Annotated in this window: 20 protein-coding genes and 1 pseudogene; 10 read left to right on the top strand and 11 right to left on the bottom strand. The window is 72.6% G+C overall.

The features are described 5' to 3' along the window. Positions 1 to 29: 29 nt before the first annotated feature. Positions 30 to 611, bottom strand: a complete 582-nt coding sequence (locus AB0M46_RS41685; RefSeq protein WP_363345422.1) for a PadR family transcriptional regulator — start codon at positions 609 to 611, stop codon at positions 30 to 32. 108 nt (positions 612 to 719) lie between these two features. Between AB0M46_RS41685 and AB0M46_RS41680 the strand changes: the two genes are divergently transcribed. Further along, positions 720 to 1,469, top strand: a complete 750-nt coding sequence (locus tag AB0M46_RS41680) for a DUF5995 family protein (RefSeq protein WP_363345421.1) — start codon at positions 720 to 722, stop codon at positions 1,467 to 1,469. A 48-nt stretch (positions 1,470 to 1,517) separates the two neighbouring features. Here the strand turns inward: AB0M46_RS41680 and AB0M46_RS41675 are convergent, their stop codons facing one another. The 4 genes from AB0M46_RS41675 to AB0M46_RS41660 form a co-directional block, all read right to left on the bottom strand. Then, positions 1,518 to 2,252 (bottom strand): SDR family oxidoreductase, encoded by a 735-nt coding sequence (locus AB0M46_RS41675; protein WP_363345420.1) that lies wholly within the window; start codon positions 2,250 to 2,252, stop codon positions 1,518 to 1,520. Between the two features lie 78 nt (positions 2,253 to 2,330). Continuing rightward, entirely contained in the window at positions 2,331 to 4,538 is a 2,208-nt protein-coding gene (locus tag AB0M46_RS41670; protein WP_363345419.1) for a xanthine dehydrogenase family protein molybdopterin-binding subunit, read from the bottom strand. Next, positions 4,535 to 5,536, bottom strand: coding sequence for an FAD binding domain-containing protein (locus AB0M46_RS41665; protein ID WP_363345418.1), 1,002 nt, complete (start codon positions 5,534 to 5,536; stop codon positions 4,535 to 4,537). Before AB0M46_RS41665 ends, AB0M46_RS41670 begins: the two co-directional genes overlap by 4 nt. Then, a complete protein-coding gene (locus tag AB0M46_RS41660) occupies positions 5,533 to 5,988 on the bottom strand; it encodes a (2Fe-2S)-binding protein (RefSeq protein ID WP_363345417.1) in 456 nt (151 codons plus the stop codon). The genes AB0M46_RS41665 and AB0M46_RS41660 overlap by 4 nt, the downstream gene beginning before the upstream one ends. 58 nt (positions 5,989 to 6,046) lie before the next feature. On the opposite strand from AB0M46_RS41660, the gene AB0M46_RS41655 reads away from it, so the two are divergent. From AB0M46_RS41655 to AB0M46_RS41645, 3 genes are all read left to right on the top strand, one after another. Further along, positions 6,047 to 6,619: a hypothetical protein gene (locus AB0M46_RS41655; RefSeq protein WP_363345416.1), complete on the top strand. Its 573-nt coding sequence runs from the start codon at positions 6,047 to 6,049 to the stop codon at positions 6,617 to 6,619. Between the two features lie 108 nt (positions 6,620 to 6,727). Then, positions 6,728 to 7,171, top strand: a complete 444-nt coding sequence (locus tag AB0M46_RS41650; RefSeq protein ID WP_363345415.1) for a CBS domain-containing protein — start codon at positions 6,728 to 6,730, stop codon at positions 7,169 to 7,171. A gap of 49 nt (positions 7,172 to 7,220) precedes the next feature. Then, a complete protein-coding gene (locus AB0M46_RS41645; RefSeq protein ID WP_363345414.1) occupies positions 7,221 to 10,925 on the top strand; it encodes an FHA domain-containing protein in 3,705 nt (1,234 codons plus the stop codon). Between the two features lie 356 nt (positions 10,926 to 11,281). Here the strand turns inward: AB0M46_RS41645 and AB0M46_RS41640 are convergent, their stop codons facing one another. Next, positions 11,282 to 11,689 (bottom strand): hypothetical protein, encoded by a 408-nt coding sequence (locus AB0M46_RS41640; protein ID WP_363345413.1) that lies wholly within the window; start codon positions 11,687 to 11,689, stop codon positions 11,282 to 11,284. A 521-nt stretch (positions 11,690 to 12,210) separates the two neighbouring features. Here AB0M46_RS41640 and AB0M46_RS41635 point away from each other — a divergent pair. Further along, complete coding sequence (locus AB0M46_RS41635) at positions 12,211 to 12,885, top strand: methyltransferase domain-containing protein (protein ID WP_363345412.1); 675 nt, start codon at positions 12,211 to 12,213, stop codon at positions 12,883 to 12,885. Positions 12,886 to 13,234: 349 nt separating this feature from the next. Further along, positions 13,235 to 14,212 carry a nucleotidyltransferase domain-containing protein gene (locus AB0M46_RS41630; RefSeq protein ID WP_363345411.1) on the top strand — a complete coding sequence of 326 codons (978 nt, stop codon included), beginning with the start codon at positions 13,235 to 13,237 and terminating at the stop codon, positions 14,210 to 14,212. Here AB0M46_RS41630 and AB0M46_RS41625 read toward each other — a convergent pair. Both AB0M46_RS41625 and AB0M46_RS41620 read right to left on the bottom strand, forming a co-directional pair. After that, on the bottom strand, positions 14,196 to 14,663 hold the full coding sequence (locus tag AB0M46_RS41625) for a CPCC family cysteine-rich protein (RefSeq protein ID WP_363345410.1): 468 nt from the start codon (positions 14,661 to 14,663) through the stop codon (positions 14,196 to 14,198). The genes AB0M46_RS41630 and AB0M46_RS41625 overlap by 17 nt on opposite strands. A gap of 241 nt (positions 14,664 to 14,904) precedes the next feature. Further along, positions 14,905 to 15,294 (bottom strand): nuclear transport factor 2 family protein, encoded by a 390-nt coding sequence (locus tag AB0M46_RS41620; RefSeq protein ID WP_363345409.1) that lies wholly within the window; start codon positions 15,292 to 15,294, stop codon positions 14,905 to 14,907. 80 nt (positions 15,295 to 15,374) lie between these two features. Here AB0M46_RS41620 and AB0M46_RS41615 point away from each other — a divergent pair, with 80 nt between their 5' ends. Next, positions 15,375 to 16,166 (top strand): helix-turn-helix transcriptional regulator, encoded by a 792-nt coding sequence (locus AB0M46_RS41615; RefSeq protein WP_363345408.1) that lies wholly within the window; start codon positions 15,375 to 15,377, stop codon positions 16,164 to 16,166. A 1,012-nt stretch (positions 16,167 to 17,178) separates the two neighbouring features. On the opposite strand, the gene AB0M46_RS41610 is transcribed toward AB0M46_RS41615, so the two are convergent. After that, complete coding sequence (locus AB0M46_RS41610) at positions 17,179 to 18,375, bottom strand: NAD(P)-binding domain-containing protein (RefSeq protein WP_363345432.1); 1,197 nt, start codon at positions 18,373 to 18,375, stop codon at positions 17,179 to 17,181. Between the two features lie 71 nt (positions 18,376 to 18,446). Next, on the bottom strand, positions 18,447 to 18,992 hold the full coding sequence (locus tag AB0M46_RS41605; protein WP_363345407.1) for an OsmC family protein: 546 nt from the start codon (positions 18,990 to 18,992) through the stop codon (positions 18,447 to 18,449). Between the two features lie 88 nt (positions 18,993 to 19,080). Between AB0M46_RS41605 and AB0M46_RS41600 the strand changes: the two genes are divergently transcribed. From AB0M46_RS41600 to AB0M46_RS41590, 3 genes are read left to right on the top strand one after another with little or no spacing between them, the layout of a single operon-like run. Then, a complete protein-coding gene (locus AB0M46_RS41600) occupies positions 19,081 to 20,274 on the top strand; it encodes a homoserine O-acetyltransferase (protein WP_363345406.1) in 1,194 nt (397 codons plus the stop codon). A gap of 12 nt (positions 20,275 to 20,286) precedes the next feature. Continuing rightward, entirely contained in the window at positions 20,287 to 21,585 is a 1,299-nt protein-coding gene (locus tag AB0M46_RS41595; RefSeq protein WP_363345405.1) for an O-acetylhomoserine aminocarboxypropyltransferase/cysteine synthase family protein, read from the top strand. Further along, positions 21,582 to 22,064 (top strand): CoA-binding protein, encoded by a 483-nt coding sequence (locus tag AB0M46_RS41590; protein ID WP_363345404.1) that lies wholly within the window; start codon positions 21,582 to 21,584, stop codon positions 22,062 to 22,064. The genes AB0M46_RS41595 and AB0M46_RS41590 overlap by 4 nt, the downstream gene beginning before the upstream one ends. A 19-nt stretch (positions 22,065 to 22,083) precedes the next feature. Here AB0M46_RS41590 and AB0M46_RS41585 read toward each other — a convergent pair. Beyond that, a pseudogene (locus tag AB0M46_RS41585) lies at positions 22,084 to 23,361 on the bottom strand (hypothetical protein); the annotation flags it as partial.

Here is a 23,361-nt window from a genome sequence, read left to right as displayed (position 1 = left end):
GCGCCCGGCGGGCCCGGTCCCGACCGCCGTCACGCCGGCGTCGCCGCCTCCGTCCCCGGCCAGGCCAGCGTGCCGTCGCGGATCTCGGCCGCGGTGGCGCGGGTCCACTCGAGCTCGGCCCGCAGGGCGTGCAGCGCGAACTCGACCTCGATCATGAACAGCCGCGGCAGGCCGATGCTCGGGAGGATGTCGGCCGTTTCGGCGATCCGCGCCTCGAGGTGCCCGGCCCGCTCGTCGAGCGCGTCGGCCGCCCCCCGCGGCCCGAGGGCCCCGAGGTAGGCGACGGCGGCGAGGAACTTCGGGTACTCCGCCGCCGGCACCCGGACCAGCTCGTCGACCCACCGCACGAACTCGGCCTGCCCGAGCGCGGTCGGCCCGTACACGGTGCGCTCCGGCCGCCGCCCGTCCCGCGTGACCTCGACCGCCTCGATCCAGCCGTGCCCGAGCAGGGCCTCGACGGTGTCGTACAGGGACCCAGAATTGATCTTGAAACTGCCGCCCTTGTGCCGTTCCCGCAGCGTGGCCGCGATCTCGTAGGGATGCATCTCGCGCTCCTGCAGCAGCCCGAGCACCGCCAGCGCGAGGGTGTTGGAGATCTTCCGCTTCGCCATCGTTGTCCTAACCGATTCCGATTAGCCGGGTCCTATTAGCCGGATCCGACTATACGGCACCGGCCATCCTCCCGTCGCCAGGCCCGGGGCCGTGGAAGTATCTGGTTCGTGTACGCCAGCATTCCGGCGCTCGTCGAGCGGATGCGCCGCGAGCTCACGCGGCTGGGCGGCGAGGACGCGCGGCGGTACTTCCTCGCGACCTACCTACGGACCACCCTCGCGGTGGCCGGGGAGATCGAGCGGGGCGGGTTCGGCGACGGCGCGTGGCTGCGCCGCTGCGACCTCGTGTTCGCCCAGCTGTACCTCGACGCGCTCGACGCGGAGGCGGCCGGGGCGGCGGTGCCGGCGCCGTGGCGGATCGCGTTCGACGCGGCGCGGGAGCGGCCGGACCTGCCGCCGGTGCGCCACGTGCTGCTCGGGATGAACGCGCACATCAACTACGACCTGCCGCAGGCGCTCGTCGCGGTCATCGCGCCCGAGGAGTTCGACGACCCGGCGAGGATGGCGGCCCGGGAGCGCGACCACACGCACGTCGACACCGTGCTGCTCGCGCAGGTCGGGGCGGAGGACGACCGGATGCGGGCGAGCACCCGCGTGAGCGCGCTCGACCGGATGCTCGGCCCGCTCAACCGGGCGGCGACGCGGCGGCTGCTGGCCGAGTCGCGGGCGAAGGTGTGGCACAACACCGCCGTGCTCGACCGGGCGCGGCGGGAGGGGGCGCAGCAGTACGACACCGTGCTGGCGGACCTGGAAGGACGCTGCGCGGCCAGGCTCACCGAGCTCACCGCGCCGGGTCAGGTGCTGCTGCGCCTCGCCCGGCACGGCTTCGGAGTACGCCTCGAACCCCGCGCGCAGTGACCGCAGGACAGCGCCGCGGCTCCTCCCTCAGCGGGCGGGACCGGCGCGCTACCGGGCCAGCCACTCGCGGTACGTGGTGGGCGCGAGGACCGCGCCGTCCCTGGCGACGATCGCGTCGCCGGGCACCGCCGCGAACATGCCGGCCGCCGGGTCGGTCACGACCGTGCGCCGGTCGCCACGGGCGGCCAGGGTGATCCGCCCGAGCTCGTCGAGCGTGAACACCTCGGGCCCCGCGACGTTGCGCACGCCGTGCAGCGGCCCGCCCTCGCTGACACCGGCCACGGCCCGGGCCACGTCGGCGGCCGCCATCGGCTGGATCGGGGTGGCCGGCAGGCGGACCGTGGTCTCGTCCGACGTCCACGACAGCACCGCGTCGACGAACTCGAAGAACTGGGTGGCCCGCACGATCGAGTACGGCACCGGACCCGCCTTCAGGATGTCCTCCTGCAGCACCTTGGCCCGGTAGTAGGCGAGGTCCGGCACCCGGTCCGCGCCGACGATGGACAGGATGACCGCGTGGCCGACACGCTGCCGGGCGGCCGCCGCGACCAGGTGGTCCATGGTGGTGCGGAAGAAGGCCAGCGAGGCGTCGTCGAAGGTCGGCGAGTTGGCGAGGTTCACCACCACGTCGGCGCCCTCGAGCGCCGCGTCGAGGCCGTCGCCGGTGAGCAGGTCCACCCCGGTCGACGGGGACAGCGGGGTGGCCTCATGGCCGTCGGCCCGCAGCATCCGGACGACCTGCGAGCCGATGAGCCCGGTCCCGCCGATCACAGCGATGTTCATGTCGGTTGCACCTCTCCGGATCGATGGCTGGCGAACGGGCAGCCGCGGCGGTGGCGGCACGCCCCGGGATGAAGACCGTCAGAGCAGCTTGTCGAGGGTCACCGGCAGGCTGCGGATGCGGCGGCCGGTGGCGTGGAAGATCGCGTTGGCGATCGCCGGGGCCACCCCGACCAGGCCGATCTCGCCGACGCCCTTGACCCCGACCGGGTTGAAGCGGTCCGGCTCGCCCACGAACGTGACGTCGAGATCGGGCACGTCGGCGTTGACCGCCACGAGGTAGTCGCCGAGCGTGCCGTTGACGATCCGGCCGGTCGCCGGGTCGGTCACGGTCTCCTCCAGCAGGGCCATGCCGATGCCGCCGACGGTCCCGCCGATGATCTGGCTGCGGGCCGTCTTGGCGTTGAGGATCCGCCCGGCGTCGACCACCGACACGAGCCGGGCCAGCCGGACGCGGCCGAGGTCGGCGTCGACGTGCACCTCGGCGAACCGGGCGGCGAACGGCCCGGCCGGCGCCAGGCCCAGCTCCTGCGGCGTCGCCGGGGCGGCCGAGCCGTCGGCGGTCAGCTCGGCGAGGTCGTGACGCTCGAGGATCTCGCGGTACGACTCCCCGCAGGCGGGATCGGAGCGCAGCCGCAGCCGCCCGTCCTCGGCGAGCACCTCCTCGGCCCGGCGCCCGCGCAGCGGCGAGGCGATGTCGCCCGCGACGAGGTCGAGGAAAGCCTGGATGAGCTTGGCCGCGGCGTCGTGCACGGCGCTGCCCAGGGAGGCGGTCATCCCGGAGCCGCCCTGCATCGGCGCCCGCGGCAGGTCGGTGTCGCCGAGCCCGACCCGGACCCGGTCGACCGGCAGGCCGAGGCGCTCGGCCGCCAGCTGGGTCATCACGGTGTACGTCCCGGTGCCGATGTCGGTGGCGGCGCTGCGCACGAACGCCCGCCCCTCGCGGTCGACGCTCGCGCGGGCCGCGCACGGCTGCTGGAACCAGAAGAAGCTGACCCCGGCCATGCCGTAGCCCACGAGGAGGTCGCCGCGGCGGGTGGCCCGCGGCGTGGGGTGCCGGTCCCACCAGCCGAACTGTTCGGCGCCCAGCTCGTAGCACTCCCGCAGCGCCTTGCTCGACCACGGCAGCCCGAGCCCGGGGTGCACGTCGGCGTGGTTGCGCAACCGCAGCTCGACCGGGTCCACGCCGATCTCGTAGGCCAGCTCGTCCAGCGCGCACTCGAGCGCGAAGTGGCCCTGCGCGTCGCCGGGCCCGCGCATCGACGTCGGCACCGGCACGTTGAGCCGCCGCACGATGTCGCGGGTGGTGACGTTCGGGCAGGCGTACCCGACCGCGGACACCTGGGTGACCGCCTCGACGATGTTGTCGTCGTTCACCGCGGACGGCTGCACCGACTCGTGCTCGATCGCGGTGAGCATGCCGTCGCGCCGGGCGCCGAGCCGGATCCGCTGGACGGTGGCCGGCCGGTGCCCGACCCCGGTGAACATCTGCGGCCGGGTCAGCCCGAGCTTCACCGGCCGGTCCACCATCCGGGCGGCCATCGCGGCCAGAATGACGTGCGGCCAGACCCGCAGCCCGGCGCCGAAGCCGCCGCCGACGTAGGGGGCCAGCACGCGCACGCCCTCCTCGGGCACCCCGAACGCGCCGGCCAGCGCCGCCCTGGTCCCGGCCGGCCACTGGGTGGCGTCGTGCACGGTGAGCCGCTCGCCGTCCCACGCGGCCACGGTCGTGAAGAGCCCCATCGGGTTGTTGGTCTCGTCGGGCGTGGTGTACTGCGCGTCGATGACCACGTCGGCCGCGGCTAGGGCGGCGGCGCAGTCGCCCCTGGTCTGGTCGCTGCCGAAGGGGTCGCGGACCGTTTCGGCCCGCGGGTCGTCGAGGGCCAGGATCGGCTCTCCCGGCCGGTAGAACACCGCCACGTGCCGGGCCGCGTCGGTCGCCCGCTCGCGCGAGTCGGCCACCACCACGGCCACGTACTGTCCATGGTGGACGATGTCGAGTCCCTGCAGCGGCGGGGGCGGCTGGCGCCAGAACCCGGAGTCGGGCCCGCGGGCCACCCGCGGCGCGTTGTAGGGCGTGATCACGGCGAGCACCCCGGGCGCGCCCTCGGCCGCGGAGGCATCGATGCCGGCGATGGCCCCGGCCGCGACGGCGCTGCGGACCAGCACCGCGTGGACCATGCCGGGATACGTGACGTCGGCCGAGTACGGCGCGCGCCCGGCGACCTTCTGCGCGCCGTCGACCCGGTCGATCCCGGCCCCGAGCACGGTGCGCTCGATGGTGGTCACCGCAAAACCTCCGACGCGTGCTCGGTGGTGACCCGCAGCGCCCGCACCAGCGTGCGCCGGGCCAGCTCCACCTTGAACTCGGTCCCCGGCACCGTGAACGGCCGCCGGACCGCCGCCTCCGCGGCCGCCCAGAAGCTCGCCTCCCCCACCGGGGCGTGGCGCAGCACCTCCTCGGCGTCCCAGGCCCGCCACGGCACGGTGCCGACCCCGCCGAGCGCGATGCGGGCCGACACGATGAGCCCGTCCTCGACGATGGTGCACACCGCGGCGGAGACGAGCGCGAACTCGTAGGAGGCCCGGTCGCGCACCTTGAGGTACGTCATCCGGGCGGCCTGCGGCGGCAGCGGCACCTCGACCTCGGTGATGAGCTCCCCGTGGCGCAGCACCGTCTCGCGCTGCGGGTCGTCGCCCGGCTGGTAGTACAGCTCGGTCAGCGGCACCGAGCGGGGCCCGCGGTCGGAGCGCAGCCGCACGACGGAGCCCAGGGCCGTCAGCGCCACGGCGAGGTCCGACGCGTGCAGCGCGATGCAGGCGGGCGACGCACCGAGGATCGCGTGCATGCGCGCCACCCCCTCGAACGCCGCGCAGCCGCTGCCGGGGATCCGCTTGTTGCAGTGGTCCACGGCGGGGTCGCGGAAGTAGCGGCACCGGGTGCGCTGCAGCAGGTTCCCGCCGATCGTGGCCATGTTGCGCAGCTGGGGCGAGGCCCCGGCGAGCAGGGCGTCGCGCACCATCGGCAGCCCCCGGGTCACGTGCGGGTCGGCCGCCGCCTGCTCCATCGTGGCGGTCGCCCCGATGCGCACCAGCCCCGCCTCGGCGGCGATCCCGGCCAGCGGCAGCCGGCTGATGTCGACCAGCCGCCGCGGCGCCACCACCCCGTCCTTGAGCATGAGGTCCACCTGCGTGGTCCCGCCGGCCAGGAATGCGGCCTGCGGGTCGGCGCTCACCGTCGCGATCGCCGTCGCCGCGTCGGCCGCGCGCGTGTAGGCGAACGTCATCGCCCGGCCACCTCCCGGATCGCGGCCACGATGTTCGGGTAGGCCCCGCACCGGCACAGGTTGCCGCTCATGTACTCCCGGATGTCCTCGTCCGACCGGGCCCGCCCCTCCTCGATGAGGGCGACCGCGGACATCACCTGCCCCGGCGTGCAGAACCCGCACTGGAACGCGTCGTGGCGCAGGAACGCCTGCTGCATCGGGTGCCCGCCGCCGAGCCCCTCGACGGTGCGCACCTCCCGCCCGTCGGCCTGCACCGCGAGCGTCAGGCAGGACACCACCCGCCGGCCGTCGACCAGGACCGTGCACGCCCCGCACGCCCCCTGGTCGCACCCCTTCTTCGTCCCGGTCAGCCCGAGCCGCTCGCGCAGCAGGTCGAGCAGGGTCACGTCCGCCGACACCCGCACCTGCTCCGGCCGCCCGTTGACGGCGACGTCCACCGTGATCTCGTCCATGATGGCCGCGCTCTACCCGGGGCCCGGACCAGCAAACCGCGGTGTACCTTCGGCCCCCGTGACCCTCGTCGACCCCGCCCGGTTCGCCACCCTGTTGCACCCCTGCGGCCGCGCGACCGACACCCCGGCCCACCTGAGCGCCCTGGCCGGCGGCGACGCCGGCGCCCGCGACGAGGCCGTGCGTCATCTCTTCGGCAGGGTCATCCACCAGGGCACGCCGCTCACCGCCACCGCGCCCGCCGCGCTGGTCGTCGCCGGGCTGCTGGCCGGCGAGCGGCTGTCCGGCCCGGCCAACGCCGAACTGCGGGTCGACCTGCTGGACTTCCTCGCCGCCGTGGCCACGGCTGGCTGGTCCTACAGCGACGAGTCGCTCGCCGACATGGCCCCGCCGCCCGGCTTCGACGTGGACGCCGCCCTGGCCGAGGCCCTGGAGAGCGACGACTACGAGGAGGAGGTCTACACCGACACCCCGCTCGGCCGGGCCCTGTTCCGCCGCGGGCTGCTCGGCTGCCGGGAGGCCGTCCCCGCCCTGCTCGCGGCGGCCGAGCAGGCCCTGTCCGACCCGCAGCCCGCGGTCCGCGCCGCCGCGGCCCACGCGGCCGCCGCCTGCCGGGCGCGGACGACGACCTGAGCCGGCTCATCCGCCGGTATCGGACCGAGTAGAGCCGATCGTCTGATCATCTCAGGGTGACCGGCCGGATACATTCACTGATCAGGGACCGAACACGCGGGAGGTAGCGTGCTGGTCAGCGATGTCATGACGGCGTTCCCGGCCTACATCCGGCTCGGGGCCACCATCCGGCGGGCGGCCGAGATGGTCAGCGTGTCCGAGGTCGGCCAGCTCATGGTTCTCGACCACGACGGGCGGTTCGTCGGCTCGCTGGGCGAGGAGGAGCTGGTGCGGGCCATGCTGCCGAGCTTCGACGACGTCACGGGCGGCGGCGGCAGCCTCGCCGACGCGTTCCGGCTGTTCCTGGAGAAGGGCCGGGCGCTGGCCGAGCGGGTCATCGACCCGCTCGTCGTGCGCGACACCGCGACCGTCCGCTCCGGCGACGAGCTGGCCCGGGCGGCCGTGGTCATGATCGACCGCGGGATCCGGCGGCTGCCCGTGGTGGACGACGGGACCCTCGTCGGCACGCTGTCGCGGGCCGACCTGTGCCGTGCGGTGATCTACCATTCCTGACCTGCGGCTGATCCTCGTCGACCGGCACACCCGGGAACGCAGCGAGCGGGTGTGCCGGCTGCCGGCCACGCTCGGGCGCGACGGCGGCGTCGCCGCCGTGGTGCTCGACGACCGGGACGTCTCGCGGCGCCACGCCCGGCTCGACGCGGCCGGGGACGCGCTGCACGTGACCGACCTGGGCAGCACCAACGGCACGTTCGTCAACGACGCGCGGGTGACCCGCCAGGCGCTGCGGGCCGGCGACCGGCTGCGCATCGGGCGGTACGACATCCACTGGGTCTTCATCGATCCCGAGGCGACGGCCTTCATCGACCCGGGCGAGCGGACCTCGCTGCGGCTCGTCGGGCCGCCGACGATCCCGGCCAGGCAGGTCGTCAACAAGGCCGAGGCGCACAACCGGCAGGCGGGGCACGAGCTGGACGGGTTCCTGTCGCTCGCGCACGGGTTCCTGCCGGCCGAGCCGCCGCTGCTGGCCTTCCCGGAGTCGCACCGGGCCTGGGACGACATGACCGAGCGGCTGCCGGAGCTGTTCCGCCGCCTCGCCCTGCGCCGGGCGTTCGACGCGCTCCCGGTGCTGGACGCCCGGCCCGAGGCGCTGCCGGACCGGTACCTGCTGCGGGCCTCGACGCTGCTCGGGGTCTTTGCGCACGCGTACCAGTACATGGCCGTCGATCCGCCGAAGGCCCTCCCGGAGTCGTTGCTGCGGCCGTGGACCACGGTGTCGCGGCGGCTGGGCAAGCAGCTGCCGGCGGTGTCGTACATCGACCTGTTCTTCTACAACTGGCGGCTGAAGGACCCCTCGGGCCCGCGGGCGCTCGCCAACCTGGACCTGCTCGTGCCGACCTGGAACAACGCCGCCGAGCGGGTCTTCTACCTGGCCACCACCGAGTTCGCGATGGGCCTGACCCCGGTGCTCGGCGCCATGCTGGACGCCCAGGAGGCCGTGGTCGCCGACGACCCGCAGCGGCTGGAGCGCGCGCTGCTGGTCATCCTCGACGGGCTGCGGCACGTCACGGAGGCCATCTACCCGCAGATCGACCCCAACCCGCGCGGCCGCCACCCGCTCGACCAGGTGCTGTGGGCCAAGACGGTCGGCACCGCGGGCGTGCCCATCTTCGACGGCGCGCCCAGCCCCAGCGGCACCGCGCAGCCGCACATCCACGCCATCGACGCGTTCCTGGAGCGGCGCGACTACGGTTCGCTGGTCGGGCAGCAGAGCGTCTACCTCGCCGGCTTCTTCCCGCGGCACTGGCGGGAGCTGGTCGCGGCGCTGCGCGAGGTGTCCGTGCGCCAGTACGTCGAGCAGACCCGCAACCAGACCCTGCGCGGCGTCTACAACGCCGTGCTCGACGCCTACGTCGGCGACCGGGGCTGGATGGGCCTGCACCGCATCAAGGCCTACGGCTTCCTCGAGGTGGCGTTCAAGGTCGGCCGCCAGGTGACGACCGGCGCCCGGTTCACGGGGCTGTTCAAGGACCGCACGTGGGACAAGGTGGACGGCGAGCTGGCCGTGGTGCGCGACGAGCGCCGCCCGCCGGTCGGGCCGCCGGTGGTGTTCGGCACCGCCCGCCGCGGCCGCGTCGTCACCGGCGAGTCCGGCGCCTGGACCTGCTACCTGGACCTGGACGTGACCGGCCAGGGCGTGTACCACCAGCCCGGCGACCGGGTCGGCGTGCTGGCCGAGCACGACGACGACCTCGTGCGCCGCACGGTCGCCGCGCTGCAGGCCGGCGGCGACGAGCTGGTCCGGCTCACCCCGGCCTGGCGGGCGGCGGTGGCCTGCCGGGCCGGCTACGACGGCGAGGTCGACGTGCTGCCGCTGCGCACGCTGCTGCGCTTCGCCCGGCTCCGCCCGGTCGGCCGGGACGTGGCCAAGCGGCTCGTGCGCCTCAGCGCCGTCGGCTCGTGGGGGCGGATCGTGGACGCCCGCATGGAGGACCAGTGGGAGCTGTGGGACGTCCTCAACCTGCTGCACGCCGGCGGCTACGACGTCACCCGGCTGTGGAAGGCCGACCCCGGCGAGCCCGACGCGTTCTGCGCGGTCGTGCCGCCCGAGCCGTTCCGGCTGTACTCCATCGCCTCCGCCCCGCCGCCGGGTGAAGCGGCCACGGCGCTGCAGCTCGTCGTCGCCGGGCTCGACTACACGTCGGCCCGCACCCCGTGGTCGTACCCGCGGGCCCGGCGCGGCACCGCCTCGCACTTCCTGCGCCGGGCGAGCACGGAGGGCCGGGCGCGGCTGTCGCTGCGCATCGTCCCCACGCCTCGGTTCCGGCTGCCGGACGACCCGGCGCGGCCCGTCGTCATGTTCGCGGCCGGCTCCGGGATCGCCCCGTTCCTCGGGTTCGTCGCCGCCCGCACCGGGCCCGGCGCCAACCGGCTCTACTGGGCCGTGCGCACCCCCGCGGAGTTCGTCGAGCATGACGGCCTCGACGCGGCCGCCGCCGCGGGCCGGCTGACCCTGCGGGTCGCGTTCTCCCGGGCCGACGCCGGCGTCGCGTTCGACGGCCGGCGGCACACCGTCGCCGACGGGCGGCGGCACCGGGTCGACGACGCGATCCGGGCCGACGCCGAGCAGCTGCGGGAGCTGCTGCGCCCGGCCGAGGAGGGCGGCGGGGGCGCGCACGTCTACGTGTGCGGCAGCGCCCGGTACGCCGCCGCCGTGGTGCGGGCGCTGAGCGAGATCGCGCCCGGGGACGGCCGCGAGTTCCTGCGCCGCCTCGTCGCCGAGGGGCGGCTCGGGGAGGACGTCTTCACGACGTACCTCGGCCACGCCCAGCAGGGGCCCCGCTTCGACGTGTCCGACCTGGCCCGCCGCAACACCCCGGAGGCGGGCTACTGGATGGCGATCGGCGGCGCGGTCTTCGACGTCGGCGAGTTCGTGCACCTGCACGTCGGCGGCCCGCACATCATCCGCAACCACGCGGGGCTGGACGCCACGGCCGCCTACCGCAAGGTGCTGCACCACGCGCACGCCGAGATCGACGCGCAGCTCGCGATGTACCACATCGGCCACCTCCGCCGGCTGCGCTTCGGCGCGAAGTGGGGCGTGGTGCTCACCGAGGACGGGCTGCGTGCCGTGCGCCTCGAGGAGCTGTTCCGGGTCTGGGTGCGCTTCGTCTACCTCGTCGTCGGCATGGAGAACGCCCTGTCCGCCGACTACGGGTTCACCGCGGCCGTGGCCACCGCCGGCGAGGACCCGGCCGAGCTGACCCCGTTCAAGGCCCAGTACGTCATCGAGGCCCACCGCCGGTTCCTGGTCAGCTACCTCGACGGCCTCCTGCAGGAGGACCTGCGCGACCTGTGGCGGCAGACCGCCGGCTTCTGCGACCCGCACCAGGACGTCCGCGCGTTCGACGCCGGCCTCGAGTCCCTGGCCGCCGGCCCGGACGCCGGCCTGGTCCGCCGCTCGGTACCGGCGGTGCAGCAGCTACTCCTGGCCGGCGAGGACCACCGGCGGGTCACCGCGCTGTGCCGCACCTATGCCCACGCCGACGTGCAGCTGCTACACGAGCTCAAGGCCGCCGTGCTGGAGGGCGTGCGGGCGTTCGAGGCGCACGAGGCCGACGTCGTCGAGCGGGCCGGCGCCGCGCTGCTGCTGGCCGCCCGCGCGCCCCTGGACACGGTCGCGGCCTACTACCGGCGCCTGGCCGGGCAGACCCGCGGCCACGGGATCGCCGCCCTGCCCGGCGAGGACCCGATTCCGGCCGACCGCGGCCTGCCCGGCCACGGCGGCCCACTGCCGATCCCGGGTTAGCGTCCGTTGCACCACTGCGGCGGGCCCGGATTCCTCGCCCGGGCCGCTTCGACTTCGGCCCTCCCGGCGGATGAGTCCGCACACCATCGAGCGGCTGAACTAGCAGCCGACGCTCCGTGGCGCTGGGGCTGCCGACGAGGCTCCGCCAAGCAGAGATCGGCCTCACCAGTGGGTCCGGCAAGACCGCCCTCACGGACCACAATGCCGACCCGCGGCGCGGCTCCGTGCGCTGCTCGGCCCGTCCGTGTCACACGACCAGGTCCCGGTGATCGACAGCGCGCCCGGACGGCCGGCACCGTTCGCGTGGAGGCATCCTGGTTACAGTCGGCGACGCCTGCGGGTCTGTGGCGGCACATTCACATGCCGATGAGCGCGTATTCACTGAAATGCTCCACCGGTGGCGCGTTGGGATGGTGCTCAACCTTTCGCAGGCTTCGGCGGAATTGACAGCCGGCCGGACGTGGCAGATGCAAGAACCGGCTGCGATACGCTGCCGATGAGCACGAATGGCGGCCGATTGTTCGACACGTTGCCGCACCGGCGGGCCGGTGCGGCGGCGGCGGTGGCGGTGATGCGCGACGGCCCGCGCGGGCACGCCCGGACGCTGCGGCGCCGCCCTTGCGGTCCGGCGGCGCGGGATCGGTGTGATCGGCGACGACCCGGCCGGCGGGGTGCTCGGCGGAGTGTTCGGCCTGTTCGGGCGGTAGCGTCGACGGGACCGGCGCGGGGGCCGGGTCGGGCCGCCGATCGTCGACCGCGGTCACCGGCGGGACGCCACCATGGATACGGCGTAGCTTCTCGGCGTGCCTCCGAGCAAGGCCCCACGCTCGATGCCGCTCATGTTCCCGACGGAACTGCTCCCTTGCCGGACAATACCGCCGAGACCTGGACCGGTCACGCATGGCAGCCAATTCCGTCCGACTGAAGAATGACAGCTGCCCCATACGATTCATTATCCCCGAGCCCGCCCGGAATCACCGCCCCGGACGGCAACGACAATGTCAAATTGTGCACGGTCATGCCGCGGGACCGCGAGTGTCTCTAGTGTCCTGAGCCGCCGCGACACCTTGCTGTTGGACAGGCCGTCGGTGCACGGCGTGCCTGGTCATCGACGCCTGCAGGTCCTTGTCGGCAGGGTGAGCAAAGGGATTGCATGCCTGCGGGTGACCAGCTTTGATCGGTACCCGTGACAATCTTCGATGAGCTTGTCTGCCCAGATCGGTATCCGCGCTCGTCCCGGTACGACCTGGCCTGGCTGCTCGACCTGGACATGGGGCCGAACCCGTTGTGGCTGCTGGAGGACCTGGCCCGGGATCTTGACCTGCGCCCGGGAATGCAGGTCCTGGACCTGGGCTCCGGCAAGGGAGCGACGTCCGTGTTCCTGGCCCGTGAGTACGGCGTCCAGGTCGTGGCGGCCGATTGGTGGATCGCGCCGGATGAGGCAGCGGCCGTGTTCGCTGACGCTGGCGTTTCCGGCCAGGTGACCGCCGTGCGGGCCGAGGCGCACAACCTTCCGTTCGGGAAGGACAGCTTCGATGCCATCGTCAGCATCGACGCATTCGAGTATTTCGGCACCTCCGACTGGTACCTGCCATACCTCGTAGGGTTCCTGCGGCCTGGCGGCCAACTCGGCGTGGCGACGCCGGGAATGACCCAGGAGGTCCGGGAACTCGGGGCGATCCCGGAGCGCATCAAGGAACTGTTCGGCTGGGAGCCGATCGCCTGGCACACCGCCGAGTGGTGGCGCTTTCAGTGGGAAGTCACCGAACTCGTGACCGTCACATCGGCACGACTGCAGGAAGATGGCTGGCGGGACTGGCTGCTATGGACACAGGCGGTGGCCAAGCACACAGGCGACTGGGCGGGCCCACAACACAATCGCCAGGCGGTGATCGACCTACTCGCCGCCGACGCCGGCGAGTTCCTCACCTTCGCGATGGTGACAGCGAGGAAGAACTGACGTGCAAGCTCCGCGCAGTCCGCTGTGGACAATGATCTTGAATCGACCACGCAGAGACGAGCAGCCACCGCCATGACCCCAGACCCCGACAGTTCACGGTCTCTAGCAGCCGACGCTCCGTAGCGCTGGGGCTGCCACCGAACGACTGCGCCGGCTCGGCATCCACTCCGGACGAGCCCGCTCCATCGCCCTGTTCGCGCTCTCCACCGACCTCCCCGCAGCATTGCTGGCCGCATGTTCGGTATCCACATCAGCGTCGCCGTCGCCTGCCAACGCGCCGGCGCCGGTGACTGGACCGCCCACGCTGCCGACATCAGCCGCCGCCCACACCAACAAGGAGCCAGAGCCGATGAAACCCACTGACCGGTGGAGACACCTGCTCGACCAGCGACTCCACGAAGCCATCACCGTGCTCGGGCAAACCCCCGGCCTGCACGGACTCATCGTCGCCGGCAGCGTCGGGCGCGGCGAGCCCTGGCCCATGTCCGACATCGACCTGCTACCCATCTACGACGACTCCACCGACCCCGCCGAATCCGCGACCCAGCTCGATCAACGCCGAGCCGCACTCGTCGACTGGTGGACGGGCTCCGGCCGCGCGCAAGCCCTCGACATCGGCTGGCTCGCCTTCACCACCACCGAAATCCGCGACGCCGTCGCCGCCGGACCAGACCACGCGGCCGCCCTCATCGCCGAACCGCGCTGGTTCCATGGCCTGGACAAGGCATACGGCGGGCGCGCCGCCGACCCCGACGACGAACTCGCGGACGCGTTCGCCGCCTGGATACGCGAGGTCCGGTTCCACCCCACGGTCGTCGCCACCCGCATCAACACCTGGCGGCAACAGGCCGTCGACGCACTCACCGCAGCGACCCAAGCCCGGACCGACGACCTCACCAAAGCCACCCAAGCGCTGCGTACCTCCGCCCGCGCGCTGCGTCTGGTCCTCATCGAACGGTGGGGCGAACGACTCGGCTCCATGGGCCGGGAATGGACCCGCTTCGAACGCATGGCGGAGCGCCACGGCCAGCCGGCGCTCGCCGCCCGGATCGCCACCCTGGCCGCCGCCGATCCGGCCACCGCGGCACAACGCGCCGAGGTCGCCCCACCATGGCTGCAAGAACGCATCGACCTGTGCTACGCCGCCCGCACCGCAGTCGGCGAAGACGTCACCTGGGCCGAGAACGCACGCGACCAGATCGCCGCCTTCACTGTCCACGTCGTCAATCACCGCCCCGACCTCGACGGCCCCTGGACCAACACCCCCGACCCAGCCCTCGACGCCCACCTCGCCGAACTCCGCGAGCTGATCACCCAACACGGCTGATTGTGGCCTGATGCGCGGAGCTGCCGATGGGAGACTGCCCCGCCCGGACGAGCCGGCGATCGGCCCGCCAGTTGGCACGCCGCCAGAAACCGGTGTCGCGATAGCGCCACCAGTACAGAACAGTGCGGTCATCGGGCCATGCCGCGATCGCCACGCCACGCGGTTCGAACTGGTTGCGGTCCAGGTCGATGGGGCGCCAGTTCGGGTCCAGTGGCTCGTCATCGGCGGCTGGCCGCACGTGTTGCCGGGACCGTTCGTCGCAGGCGGCGAAGCGTTGAAAGTTCTGTTGAGCCTCGATCAGGCAGGGACGGTTGGCACCACCCGCCCAGTCCGGCCAGCGCAGTTGTACCTGGTCGTCCTCCCAGAAGCACACCGGACAGATCTGATACGAGCCCGGCGGTTCATCGTTCGTCAGGTGTCCGCAGCACACACACGGATACTTCAAGCCCACGGCCGCCATCCTGTCGGACAACAGCACCGCGATCGACTTCCGAGTCGGCCTGGACAGAACCCGAAGGACATCGGCCGGCGCGGAGTCGTGTCGTGCTCGCCGCCCGCGGATCGGTGCGACGGCAGCCGATCTTGGCGCACGGATCTACCGAGAAGCGGGTATCCGATCATGGCAGGAATGCAGACCTGGCCTGGCGTTCGACTCGGCCGGCGAGATGCGCATCGTAGGTGGCTTACCCAGGTCAGCGCTGAGCAGATTCCCACCACACCAGATTGGCGGCCACCTGGGCCACCGGCTCGATGATCTCCCACCCCTCAGCGATCAGACCATCGTCGATCCGCCAGATGTCGACGACCGCGATCTCTGGTCCTGCATCGGGAAGCCAGCGCCGCGAGTACACCACGACGTGATCACCGTCGGCCAGCACCTGATGAATCTCGACCTGCATGCCGACGAGCGGCACCAGCGCAGCGCGGACGGCGCCGAGCCACTCTCCCTTGGTCGACCTGGTTGAACCCGGCCTGTGGTGGACGAAGTCATCACTCAGGAACTGTGCGAGCGCATCAACGTCACCCGTCTCGATCAGCCCTGCCAGCGCCCGTTGGACGATGCTCTTGTTCTCCGTGGTCATGGACGCAGTGTTTCCGCGGCCGCTTCGATTGTCGATGAACTCGGATTTCATGGCGTCCGGCTCAACGATGCGTACCCTTCATGATCGTGTACACGGTCGGGGAACTCCTGCGGCAGTGGCGGCAACGCCGGGGACTCAGCCAACTGGATCTTGCGATCGCTGCGGACGTCTCGGCTCGTCACGTCAGCCTGGTCGAGACGGGTAAATCCAAGCCGAGCGCCGACATGATCCTCCGGCTCGCGGATCAGCTCCACGTGCCGCTACGTGATCGCAACCGGCTCTTGCTCGCCGGGGGCTTCGCACCCCGGTACGCCGAGCGTCCGCTCGACGACAATGCACTGTCGGCCGTCCACGACGCGATCCGCAGGGTCCTCCGCGCGCACGAGCCGTATCCGGCGGTGGTCTTCGATCGCCGGTGGAACATCGTGATGACCAATCGCGCTGTCGACCCGTTCTTCGCACAGGTGGCTCCCGACCTGCTGCGGCCGCCGGTCAACCTGGTGCGGCTGGGACTGGACCCGCGCGGGTTCGCTCGCATGGTCGTCAACCTGGCCGACGTGCGCGCGGTGTTCCGCACCCGGATCTCACGCCAGCTCGCCACTGCTCCCGACCCTGAACTCACCGCACTCTACGAAGAACTGCTGGCGCCCGAACACGACGACACGGCGAGCCAACGGATCGACGCCGACGTCGTAATCCCGATGATCCTCCGCGTCGGCGGACGCGAGCTACGGCTGTTCTCGACCATCACCACATTCGGCACCCCGATGGACATCACGATCGACGAGGTCGCGATCGAGTCCTACTACCCGGCAGACGCGGAGAGCGCCGCCTACTTCACGGAGGAGAGCGCCGCCTACTTCACGGAGTAGCACACTGTCATGCCGCGGCGTGTGCGCGAAGGCAGAGCCACGTCCGTCGCACGAGGTGACGGACACGGTTTGGCCGGAACCGTATCGGTTCGCGGCGGTGCGGCGCTATCGCTGCGTTCGTCGTTGACGCCGGGTCGGCGCTCGGCGCAGTGTCGACAGGGGTACGACCGTGGCCTACTCCCTGGAGCTGTTCGCTCGGTCGGGCGATTCGGTGGCGCAACGCGTCGCTCCTACACTGCTGGAAGCCGCGTCGAGGCTTGCCCCCAGACCTGTTGGCCGTGCACGTCCACGACGGTGTCGGCGTGTCCGGGTACGACGTCACCCGGCGCCGGCCCGGCGGCAAAACCGGGACATCAACGTCACCTCCTGACCCTGATCCAATGGTCTCCCTGACGGTCTCCACGGGTCGCAAGCCGGGACGTTTGATCAGCCCGACCGCGATTACGGCGGCCATCATCCACGCTTGTCGCCACCGGCGACAGCACCGTTCGCGTCAGCTTCGGTTACTGCCAGCTCGTCTACGTTGATGCACAAAGCAAGCACCTGCCGCCGCTGTGTACTCAGCCGCCGTCTCAGGGTCCCTCGATCAGGTGCGCTGTCATGCCGCAGACCGCGAGCGCAACGTCGGCGAACTCTGTCACGCCGCGTGACGAGAATCCGGCGCCGGCGGCGGCCCTTCGTGGACCGCGCATCTGCTCGGTGGAGACTGGGAAAGCTGCGGCTTCGACCACGAGATCCTCAGCACGTTGCGGGCGCCCGGCCCCAAGCAGCCGCCCGCCGATCACGCCCGGCTCGCCGCCGATCTGGCCGCGTGGTCCGCGGCGGCCGGACGCACCACCACGGCGGAGCGCATCGAGGCGTTGCTGCGCCGACCAGAGCGGGCTGCTGGAGGATCGATACCGCGCGATGTTCGGTGAACTCGGCCTCGACACCGGCGATTCCTCGCCCGGGCCGCGGCGCACTGCGCCTGGCCCGCCCCAGGCGCTGGCGGCGTCCCGTGGAAGCCCGTGGGTTACGGGCTGCTCGCGTCGAGGTGGCCGGCGAGGTGCCCGATCACCGCCCGGGCGTCGTCCTCGATGCCGTGGATGAAGGTCGAGCGCCGCCGGCGTAGCACCGGCAGGCCCAGCGCGTAGAGGCCGGGGCTGGCGGTGACCCCGCCCTCGTGCTCCAGGTGGCCCTTGGCGTCCACGACGGGGATGTCGAGCCAGTGGTACTCCGGGCGGAACCCGGTCGCCCACACCACGCTGCGGATCTCGCCGGAGGTGAGGTCCAGCTGCAGCCGCGACGTGTCCGGCGCCCGGGTCGGCTCGAACCGCTCGCCGGCGCCGTCGCCCGCCCACGCGTCGAACGTGTCGAGCAGGCGCTCCAGCTTGAGGTCGGCGAGGGCGAACACGTTGCGCAGGCCGCCGGAGAACAGTGCCCGGCCGTCGCGCACCGCCGCCCAGCGCCCGACGAGGGATACGCCGAGCCCGGTGAGGGCGTTGAGGTCGAGCGTGGACCGTTGCGGGGTGCCGGCCAGCTGCGGCGAGGGCAGGCGCCGGGCCCGGGTCAGGTCGTCGATCTCGTCGTAGCGCTGGTCCCACACCCCGGAGGCGTCCATCCACCACAGGACGTCCTTGCCGCGGTACAGGCGGGGCAGCCGCGTGTGCTCCCCCACCGCGAGGGTCACCGGCCGGCCCGAGCGCTGCAGCTCGGCGGCGAGCTGCACGCCGGTGGCCGAGGCGCCGACGACGAGCACGCCGCCCTCGGGCAGCTTCTCGGGGCCGCGGTAGTCGAACGGCGTGAACTGTTCCACGGACGCCGGGACCGCGCCGGCGAACCCGGGCACGGTCGGGCGGTTGCAGGCGCCGCTGGCGATGACCACGCTGCGGCACCCGATCTCGCCGGAGCCCGTCGTCACGCGATAGCCGTCATCGGTACGGCGGACCGAAGTCACCTCGGTGCCGGTGCGCACCGGCGCGGCGATGCCACGGGCGAAGCGCTCGATGAACTCGATCACCTCGCCCATCGCCATGTAGCCGTCGGGGTCCGGGCCGTCGTAGGCGAGGCCGGGCAGGCGGCTCTGCCAGTTCGGCGTCAGCAGGCGCAGCGAGTCCCAGCGCTCACGCCGCCACGAGTTGGCCACCTCGCCGCGCTCCAGCACGACGTGGTCGATCGAGCGGTCGGTCAGGAACCGGCTCGCGGCCAGGCCCGCGTGCCCGGCGCCGATGACGACGGTGCTGACGCGCTCGATGGTTCGGCCCTCCAGGACGTTCGTGGATGCGATGCGACGTGCGTGAACTAGGCGACAGTAACGGTGACGTCGGTCGGGTTGGTCAGCGCGTCGAACACGGCCGAGCGCTTCTGCGACTGGGCGACCAGCGCCTCGATCTCCTGCTTGGTGGCGTCCGCGTCGATGTGGAAGGTCACCTTGATGTCGTTGTAGCCGTTGCGCACGTCGCTGTCGCCCAGGATGCCCCGGATGTCGTGGTTGCCCTCCACGGTGGACTCGACCGAGCGCAGCTGGATGCCACGGTTCTGCGCGACCGAGGCCACGCCGGCGGTGAGGCAGCTGGCCAGGCCGACCAGCAGGAACTCGATCGGCGTGATGCCGTTGTCCTCGGCGGCGAACACGGCCGGGTGGTCGGCGTCGAAGACCGACTCGCTCTTGTGGGTCTGCTCCGCGCCGAGGCCGTGGAACTGCTGGACTCGGATCGTGCTGTGCACGCCCTTCTCCCACTTCGAGGTGGCCCGCCACGTGAACTGCGCGGCCTCGGGTGCATCCTTGAGAGCCGCGCGCGCGTCGAGCAGCGCCTGGACATTGACCCCGTTCTCTGCGGTCGTCATGTTGCGCCCTTTCGTCCAATTCACATATTTGCCCGGTCGGGATAGTTGACAGTACACCGACTGCAATGATCGGACTATGATCAACGCCATGGGACCCGCCCCCACCAGCGCGGCCGGCTCGGTGGGCCCGGTCGAGACGCGGTACGCCGACCTGCCGGACCCGATCGAGCTCGACTGCGGGCGGCGGCTGACCCAGGTTCGCGTGGCCTATGAGACGTACGGCACCCTGTCCCCCGAACGGGACAACGTCATCCTGGTGTGCCACGCGCTCAGCGGCGACGCCCACGCGGCGGGCCGGTCGGTGACGTCGACCGAGAGTACCCGCGACGGCTTCGGCGCCGAGGACCGTGACGGCACCGGCACCCAGGGTCTCGGTTGGTGGGACGGGATGATCGGGCCGGGCAAGGCGTTCGACACCGATCACTTCTTCGTCGTGTCCACCAACCTGCTGGGCGGCTGCCGCGGTACGACCGGGCCCTCGTCCGTGAATCCGGAGACGGGCCGGCCCTACGGGTCGGACTTCCCGGTCGTCACGGTCGCGGACATGGTGCGCACCGAGCGCGCGTTCCTGGCCACCCTCGGCATCGAGCGCCTGGCCGCGGTGGCCGGCGGCTCGCTGGGCGGCATGCAGGCGCTGCAGTGGGCGGTGCAGTACCCGGACCGGGTCGGCGCCGTGGTCGCCATCGCCAGCACCCACGCCCTGCACGCCCAGGGCCTGGCCTGGAACGCCATCGCCCGGGACGCCATCATGCGCGACCCCGACTGGCAGGGCGGGCACTACCACGGCACCGGCCGGGCGCCCTCGGCCGGCATGGGCGTGGCCCGCATGGTCGGCCACGTCACGTACCTGTCCTCCGACGCGATGACCGACCGGTTCGGGCGCGGGCTGCAGTCCTCCGCCGACGTGCGGTACACGATCACCGACGCCGAGTTCCAGGTCGAGAGCTACCTGCGCCACCAGGCCGGCACGTTCGTCCGGCGGTTCGACGCCAACACCTACCTCTACACCTCGCGCGCCCTGACCTACTTCGACCTGGCCCGCCAGCACGGCGACGGCTCGCTCGCGCAGGCGCTCGAGGGGGTGGCGGCCCGGACGCTGCTCATCGCGTTCAGCTCCGACTGGCTGTACCCGCCGTCGGCGTCCAAGGACATCGCCGACGCGCTGCTGGGCCTGGGCAAGCCGGTCGAGTTCCACGTCATCGACGCGCCCTACGGCCACGACTGCTTCCTGCTGGAGGAGGGCCGGCAGACGCCGATCATCCGCCGATTCCTGTCCGCCTGAGAAAGTGAGCTCATGAACCATATCGAGGAGGCCCGGGAGTTCGGCTTCGAGACGCGGCAGCTGCACGCCGGACAGCGCCCCGACCCGAACACGGGCGCCCGCGCCGTGCCGATCTTCCAGACCACCAGCTACGTGTTCGAGGACCCGGAGTCCGCCGCCGCGTACTTCAACCTGCAGGAGTACGGCAACACATACAGCCGCATCATGAACCCGACCGTCGCGGTCTTCGAGGAGCGCATGGCCAACCTCGAGGGCGGCATGGGCGGGGTGGCCTTCGCCAGCGGGATCGCCGCCCAGGCGGCCGCGCTGTTCACCCTGCTGCAGCCGGGCGACCACGTGGTCTCCTCCACGGCGCTGTACGGCGGCACCGTGAACCAGCTCAAGCACCTGCTGCGCAAGATGAACGTCGAACTGACCTGGGTCGACCCCGACGACCCGGACGCGTGGCGCTCGGCGGTGCGCCCGGCCACGAAGGCCTTCTTCGCCGAGACCATCGGCAACCCGTCCGGCAACGTGCTGGACATCGAGACGGTGGCCGCGATCGCGCACGAGCACGACCTGCCGCTCATCGTCGACAACACCTTCGCCACGCCGTACCTGTGCCGCCCGATCGAGTGGGGCGCGGACATCGTCATCCACTCGGCGACGAAGTTCATCGGCGGCCACGGCACCAGCATCGGCGGCGTCGTCGTCGAGGCCGGCACGTTCAACTGGTCCAACGGCCGCTTTCCGGTCATCGCCGAGCCCTCCCCGGCCTACCACGGGCTGCAGTTCCACGAGACGTTCGGCAGCTACGGGTACCTCATGAAGCTGCGCGCGGAGACCCTGCGCGACCTCGGCGGGGCGATGTCGCCGTTCAACGCCTTCCTGTTCCTGCAGGGCCTGGAGACGCTGTCGCTGCGCATGGAGCGCCACGTCGCCAACGCGCTCGCGGTCGCCGAGTTCCTCGCCGCGCACCCGCTCGCGGCCAACGTCTCCCACCCGGGCCTGCCCTCGAGCCGCTACCGGCCCCTGGTGGAGAAGTACCTGCCGCGCGGCGCCGGGGCGGTCTTCTCGTTCGAGTGCGCGGGCGGCCGGCAGGGCGGCCAGGACCTGATCCGCGGCGTGACGCTGTGGTCGCACCTGGCCAACGTCGGCGACGCCAAGAGCCTCGTGATCCACCCGGCCAGCACCACCCACCGCCAGCTCAGCGACGACGAGCTGCGGGCGGCCGGGGTGGCCCCCGGCACGGTACGGCTGTCGGTGGGCACCGAGTCGGTCGCCGACCTGATCTGGGACCTCGAGCAGGGCTTCGCGAAGGTGGCATCATGACCGAGCTGAGTGCGTATCAGGACCCGTCAACGATCCAGCGGGTGCTGCACGGCGCCCGCACGATCGCGATCGTCGGGCTGTCCAGCAACGAGCTGCGCGCGAGCAACTTCGTCGGCTACTACCTCAAGCGGCACGGGTACCGCGTGATCCCCGTCAACCCGCGCGAGTCCACGATCCTGGGCGAGACCAGCTACCCCAGCCTGACCGACGTGCCGGTCCCCGTCGACGTGGTCGACGTCTTCCGCGCCCCGGACGCCCTGCCGGGCATCGCCCGCGAGGCGGTGGCGATCGGCGCCACCGCCCTGTGGTGCCAGTTCGGCGTCCTCAACGAGGAGGGCAACCGCATCGCCGCGGAGGCCGGCCTGTCGGTGGTGGTGGACCGCTGCCTGAAGATCGAGCACGCGCGGTACGTGGGGCGCATGCACTGGCTCGGCTTCAACACGCAGCGCATCACCGCCGTGCGCGGCGGCCTGCAGTAGCGCGCACCCGTCCCGGACGCTACAACCCTTCGCGGCTCGCGCGCAGCGGGAGGTCCTGCTCGCGCACGAGGCGGCGCAGGATCACGTCCGACTCGTGGATGGCGCGCACGCCGCCCTGCTCGGCGATGTACGCCGACGCGGTGCGCAGGGCCTCCACCGCACGGTCGCGGTCGCCCTGGCGGGCCACGCCCGCGGCGAGCAGGAGCCAGGCGTCGACCAGGGCGGCGGGCGGCAGGCCGGGGTCGCCCAGGACGCGGTCGGCGCACTCGACGGCCCTCGCCGGGTCGCCGCCGGCCAGGCCGGCCAGGCCGCGCAGCAGGGTGGCGTCCGGGTGCCGGGGGTCCAGGGTGGACAGGGCCGCCCCAGCCTCCTGGTCGCGGCCCATCGCGATGAGGACTCGCACCTCGGCTGCGGCGAGGTCGTGGCGCAGCCAGACGCCGCCGTGCGGGCGGCGCAGGGCCCTCAGCGCGGCCGGCAGCTCGCCGCGGGCGCGCAGCAGGCGGGCGCGGACCAGGGCCAGGGTGGCGGCGTAGACGTCGCGCTGGGGGCGGCCGGCGACGGCGGCCAGGCCGGCCTCGGCGGCGAGCAGGTGACGCCAGGCGGTGTCCAGGTCGTACCACTCGGCGGCCGTCCAGGCCAGGGCCGCGTCGGCGACGTGGTGGGCCGGCCTGCTCTCGATGGTCGCGATGCGGCCGGCCACGGCCAGGGCCCGCTGGGCGGCGTCGTGGGCAGTGCGCAGCCTGCCCCGATGGGCCTCGGTGAGGGCGAGGTGCTGCACGCAGTACAGCAGCAGGGGCTCACACCCGCGCTGCCCGGTGGCGGCCAGCGCGCCGGCGGCGAACGCCTCGGCCGCCTCCTCGAGCCGGCCCGTGCAGAGGTGGCCGGTGGCCTGGCCGGCGAGCACGATGACGCGCAGGAGCGGGCGGGCGGCCAGCCGCTCGTGGTCGAGCCGGCTCAGCAGGCCGGCGCCGGCGACGGCCGTGGCGGCGAGGCGCTCGTGGTCGCCGGCGAGGTAGGCCAGGGACAGGTGGACGAGCCCGGCGCCCAGGCCTAGCTCTACGGCGACCTGCGGCCCGGAGGCGACGCCCGGGGCGAGCTCCACGGCGACCTGCGGCCCGGGGCCGACATCCGGGCCTGGCTCCACGGCGACCTGCGGGCCGAAGGCGGCGCCCGGGCCGGGCTCCACGGCGACCTGCGGCCCGGGGGCGACATCCGGGCCGGGCTCCACGACGACCTGCGGCCCAGGGGCGACATCCGGGCCGGGCTCCACGACGACCTGCGGCCCAGGGGCGACATC

The organism is Dactylosporangium sp. NPDC051485, assembly GCF_040682015.1.
GTDB lineage: Bacteria > Actinomycetota > Actinomycetes > Mycobacteriales > Micromonosporaceae > Dactylosporangium.
Note: the sequence above shows the minus strand (reverse complement) of the source record. Positions and strands in the feature narration are given on the sequence as shown.

What these genes read in the sequence shown, in the direction of transcription:
- AB0M46_RS41685 (WP_363345422.1), bottom strand. Translation starts at nt 611, where the DNA reads ATGGCGAAGCGGAAGATCTCCAACACCCTCGCGCTGGCGGTGCTCGGG.
- AB0M46_RS41675 (WP_363345420.1), bottom strand. Translation starts at nt 2,252, where the DNA reads ATGAACATCGCTGTGATCGGCGGGACCGGGCTCATCGGCTCGCAGGTC.
- AB0M46_RS41665 (WP_363345418.1), bottom strand. Translation starts at nt 5,536, where the DNA reads ATGACGTTCGCCTACACGCGCGCGGCCGACGCGGCGACGGCGATCGCG.
- AB0M46_RS41660 (WP_363345417.1), bottom strand. Translation starts at nt 5,988, where the DNA reads ATGGACGAGATCACGGTGGACGTCGCCGTCAACGGGCGGCCGGAGCAG.
- AB0M46_RS41630 (WP_363345411.1), top strand. Translation starts at nt 13,235, where the DNA reads ATGAAACCCACTGACCGGTGGAGACACCTGCTCGACCAGCGACTCCAC.
- AB0M46_RS41620 (WP_363345409.1), bottom strand. Translation starts at nt 15,294, where the DNA reads ATGACCACGGAGAACAAGAGCATCGTCCAACGGGCGCTGGCAGGGCTG.
- AB0M46_RS41615 (WP_363345408.1), top strand. Translation starts at nt 15,375, where the DNA reads ATGATCGTGTACACGGTCGGGGAACTCCTGCGGCAGTGGCGGCAACGC.
- AB0M46_RS41605 (WP_363345407.1), bottom strand. Translation starts at nt 18,992, where the DNA reads ATGACGACCGCAGAGAACGGGGTCAATGTCCAGGCGCTGCTCGACGCG.
- AB0M46_RS41600 (WP_363345406.1), top strand. Translation starts at nt 19,081, where the DNA reads ATGGGACCCGCCCCCACCAGCGCGGCCGGCTCGGTGGGCCCGGTCGAG.
- AB0M46_RS41595 (WP_363345405.1), top strand. Translation starts at nt 20,287, where the DNA reads ATGAACCATATCGAGGAGGCCCGGGAGTTCGGCTTCGAGACGCGGCAG.
- AB0M46_RS41590 (WP_363345404.1), top strand. Translation starts at nt 21,582, where the DNA reads ATGACCGAGCTGAGTGCGTATCAGGACCCGTCAACGATCCAGCGGGTG.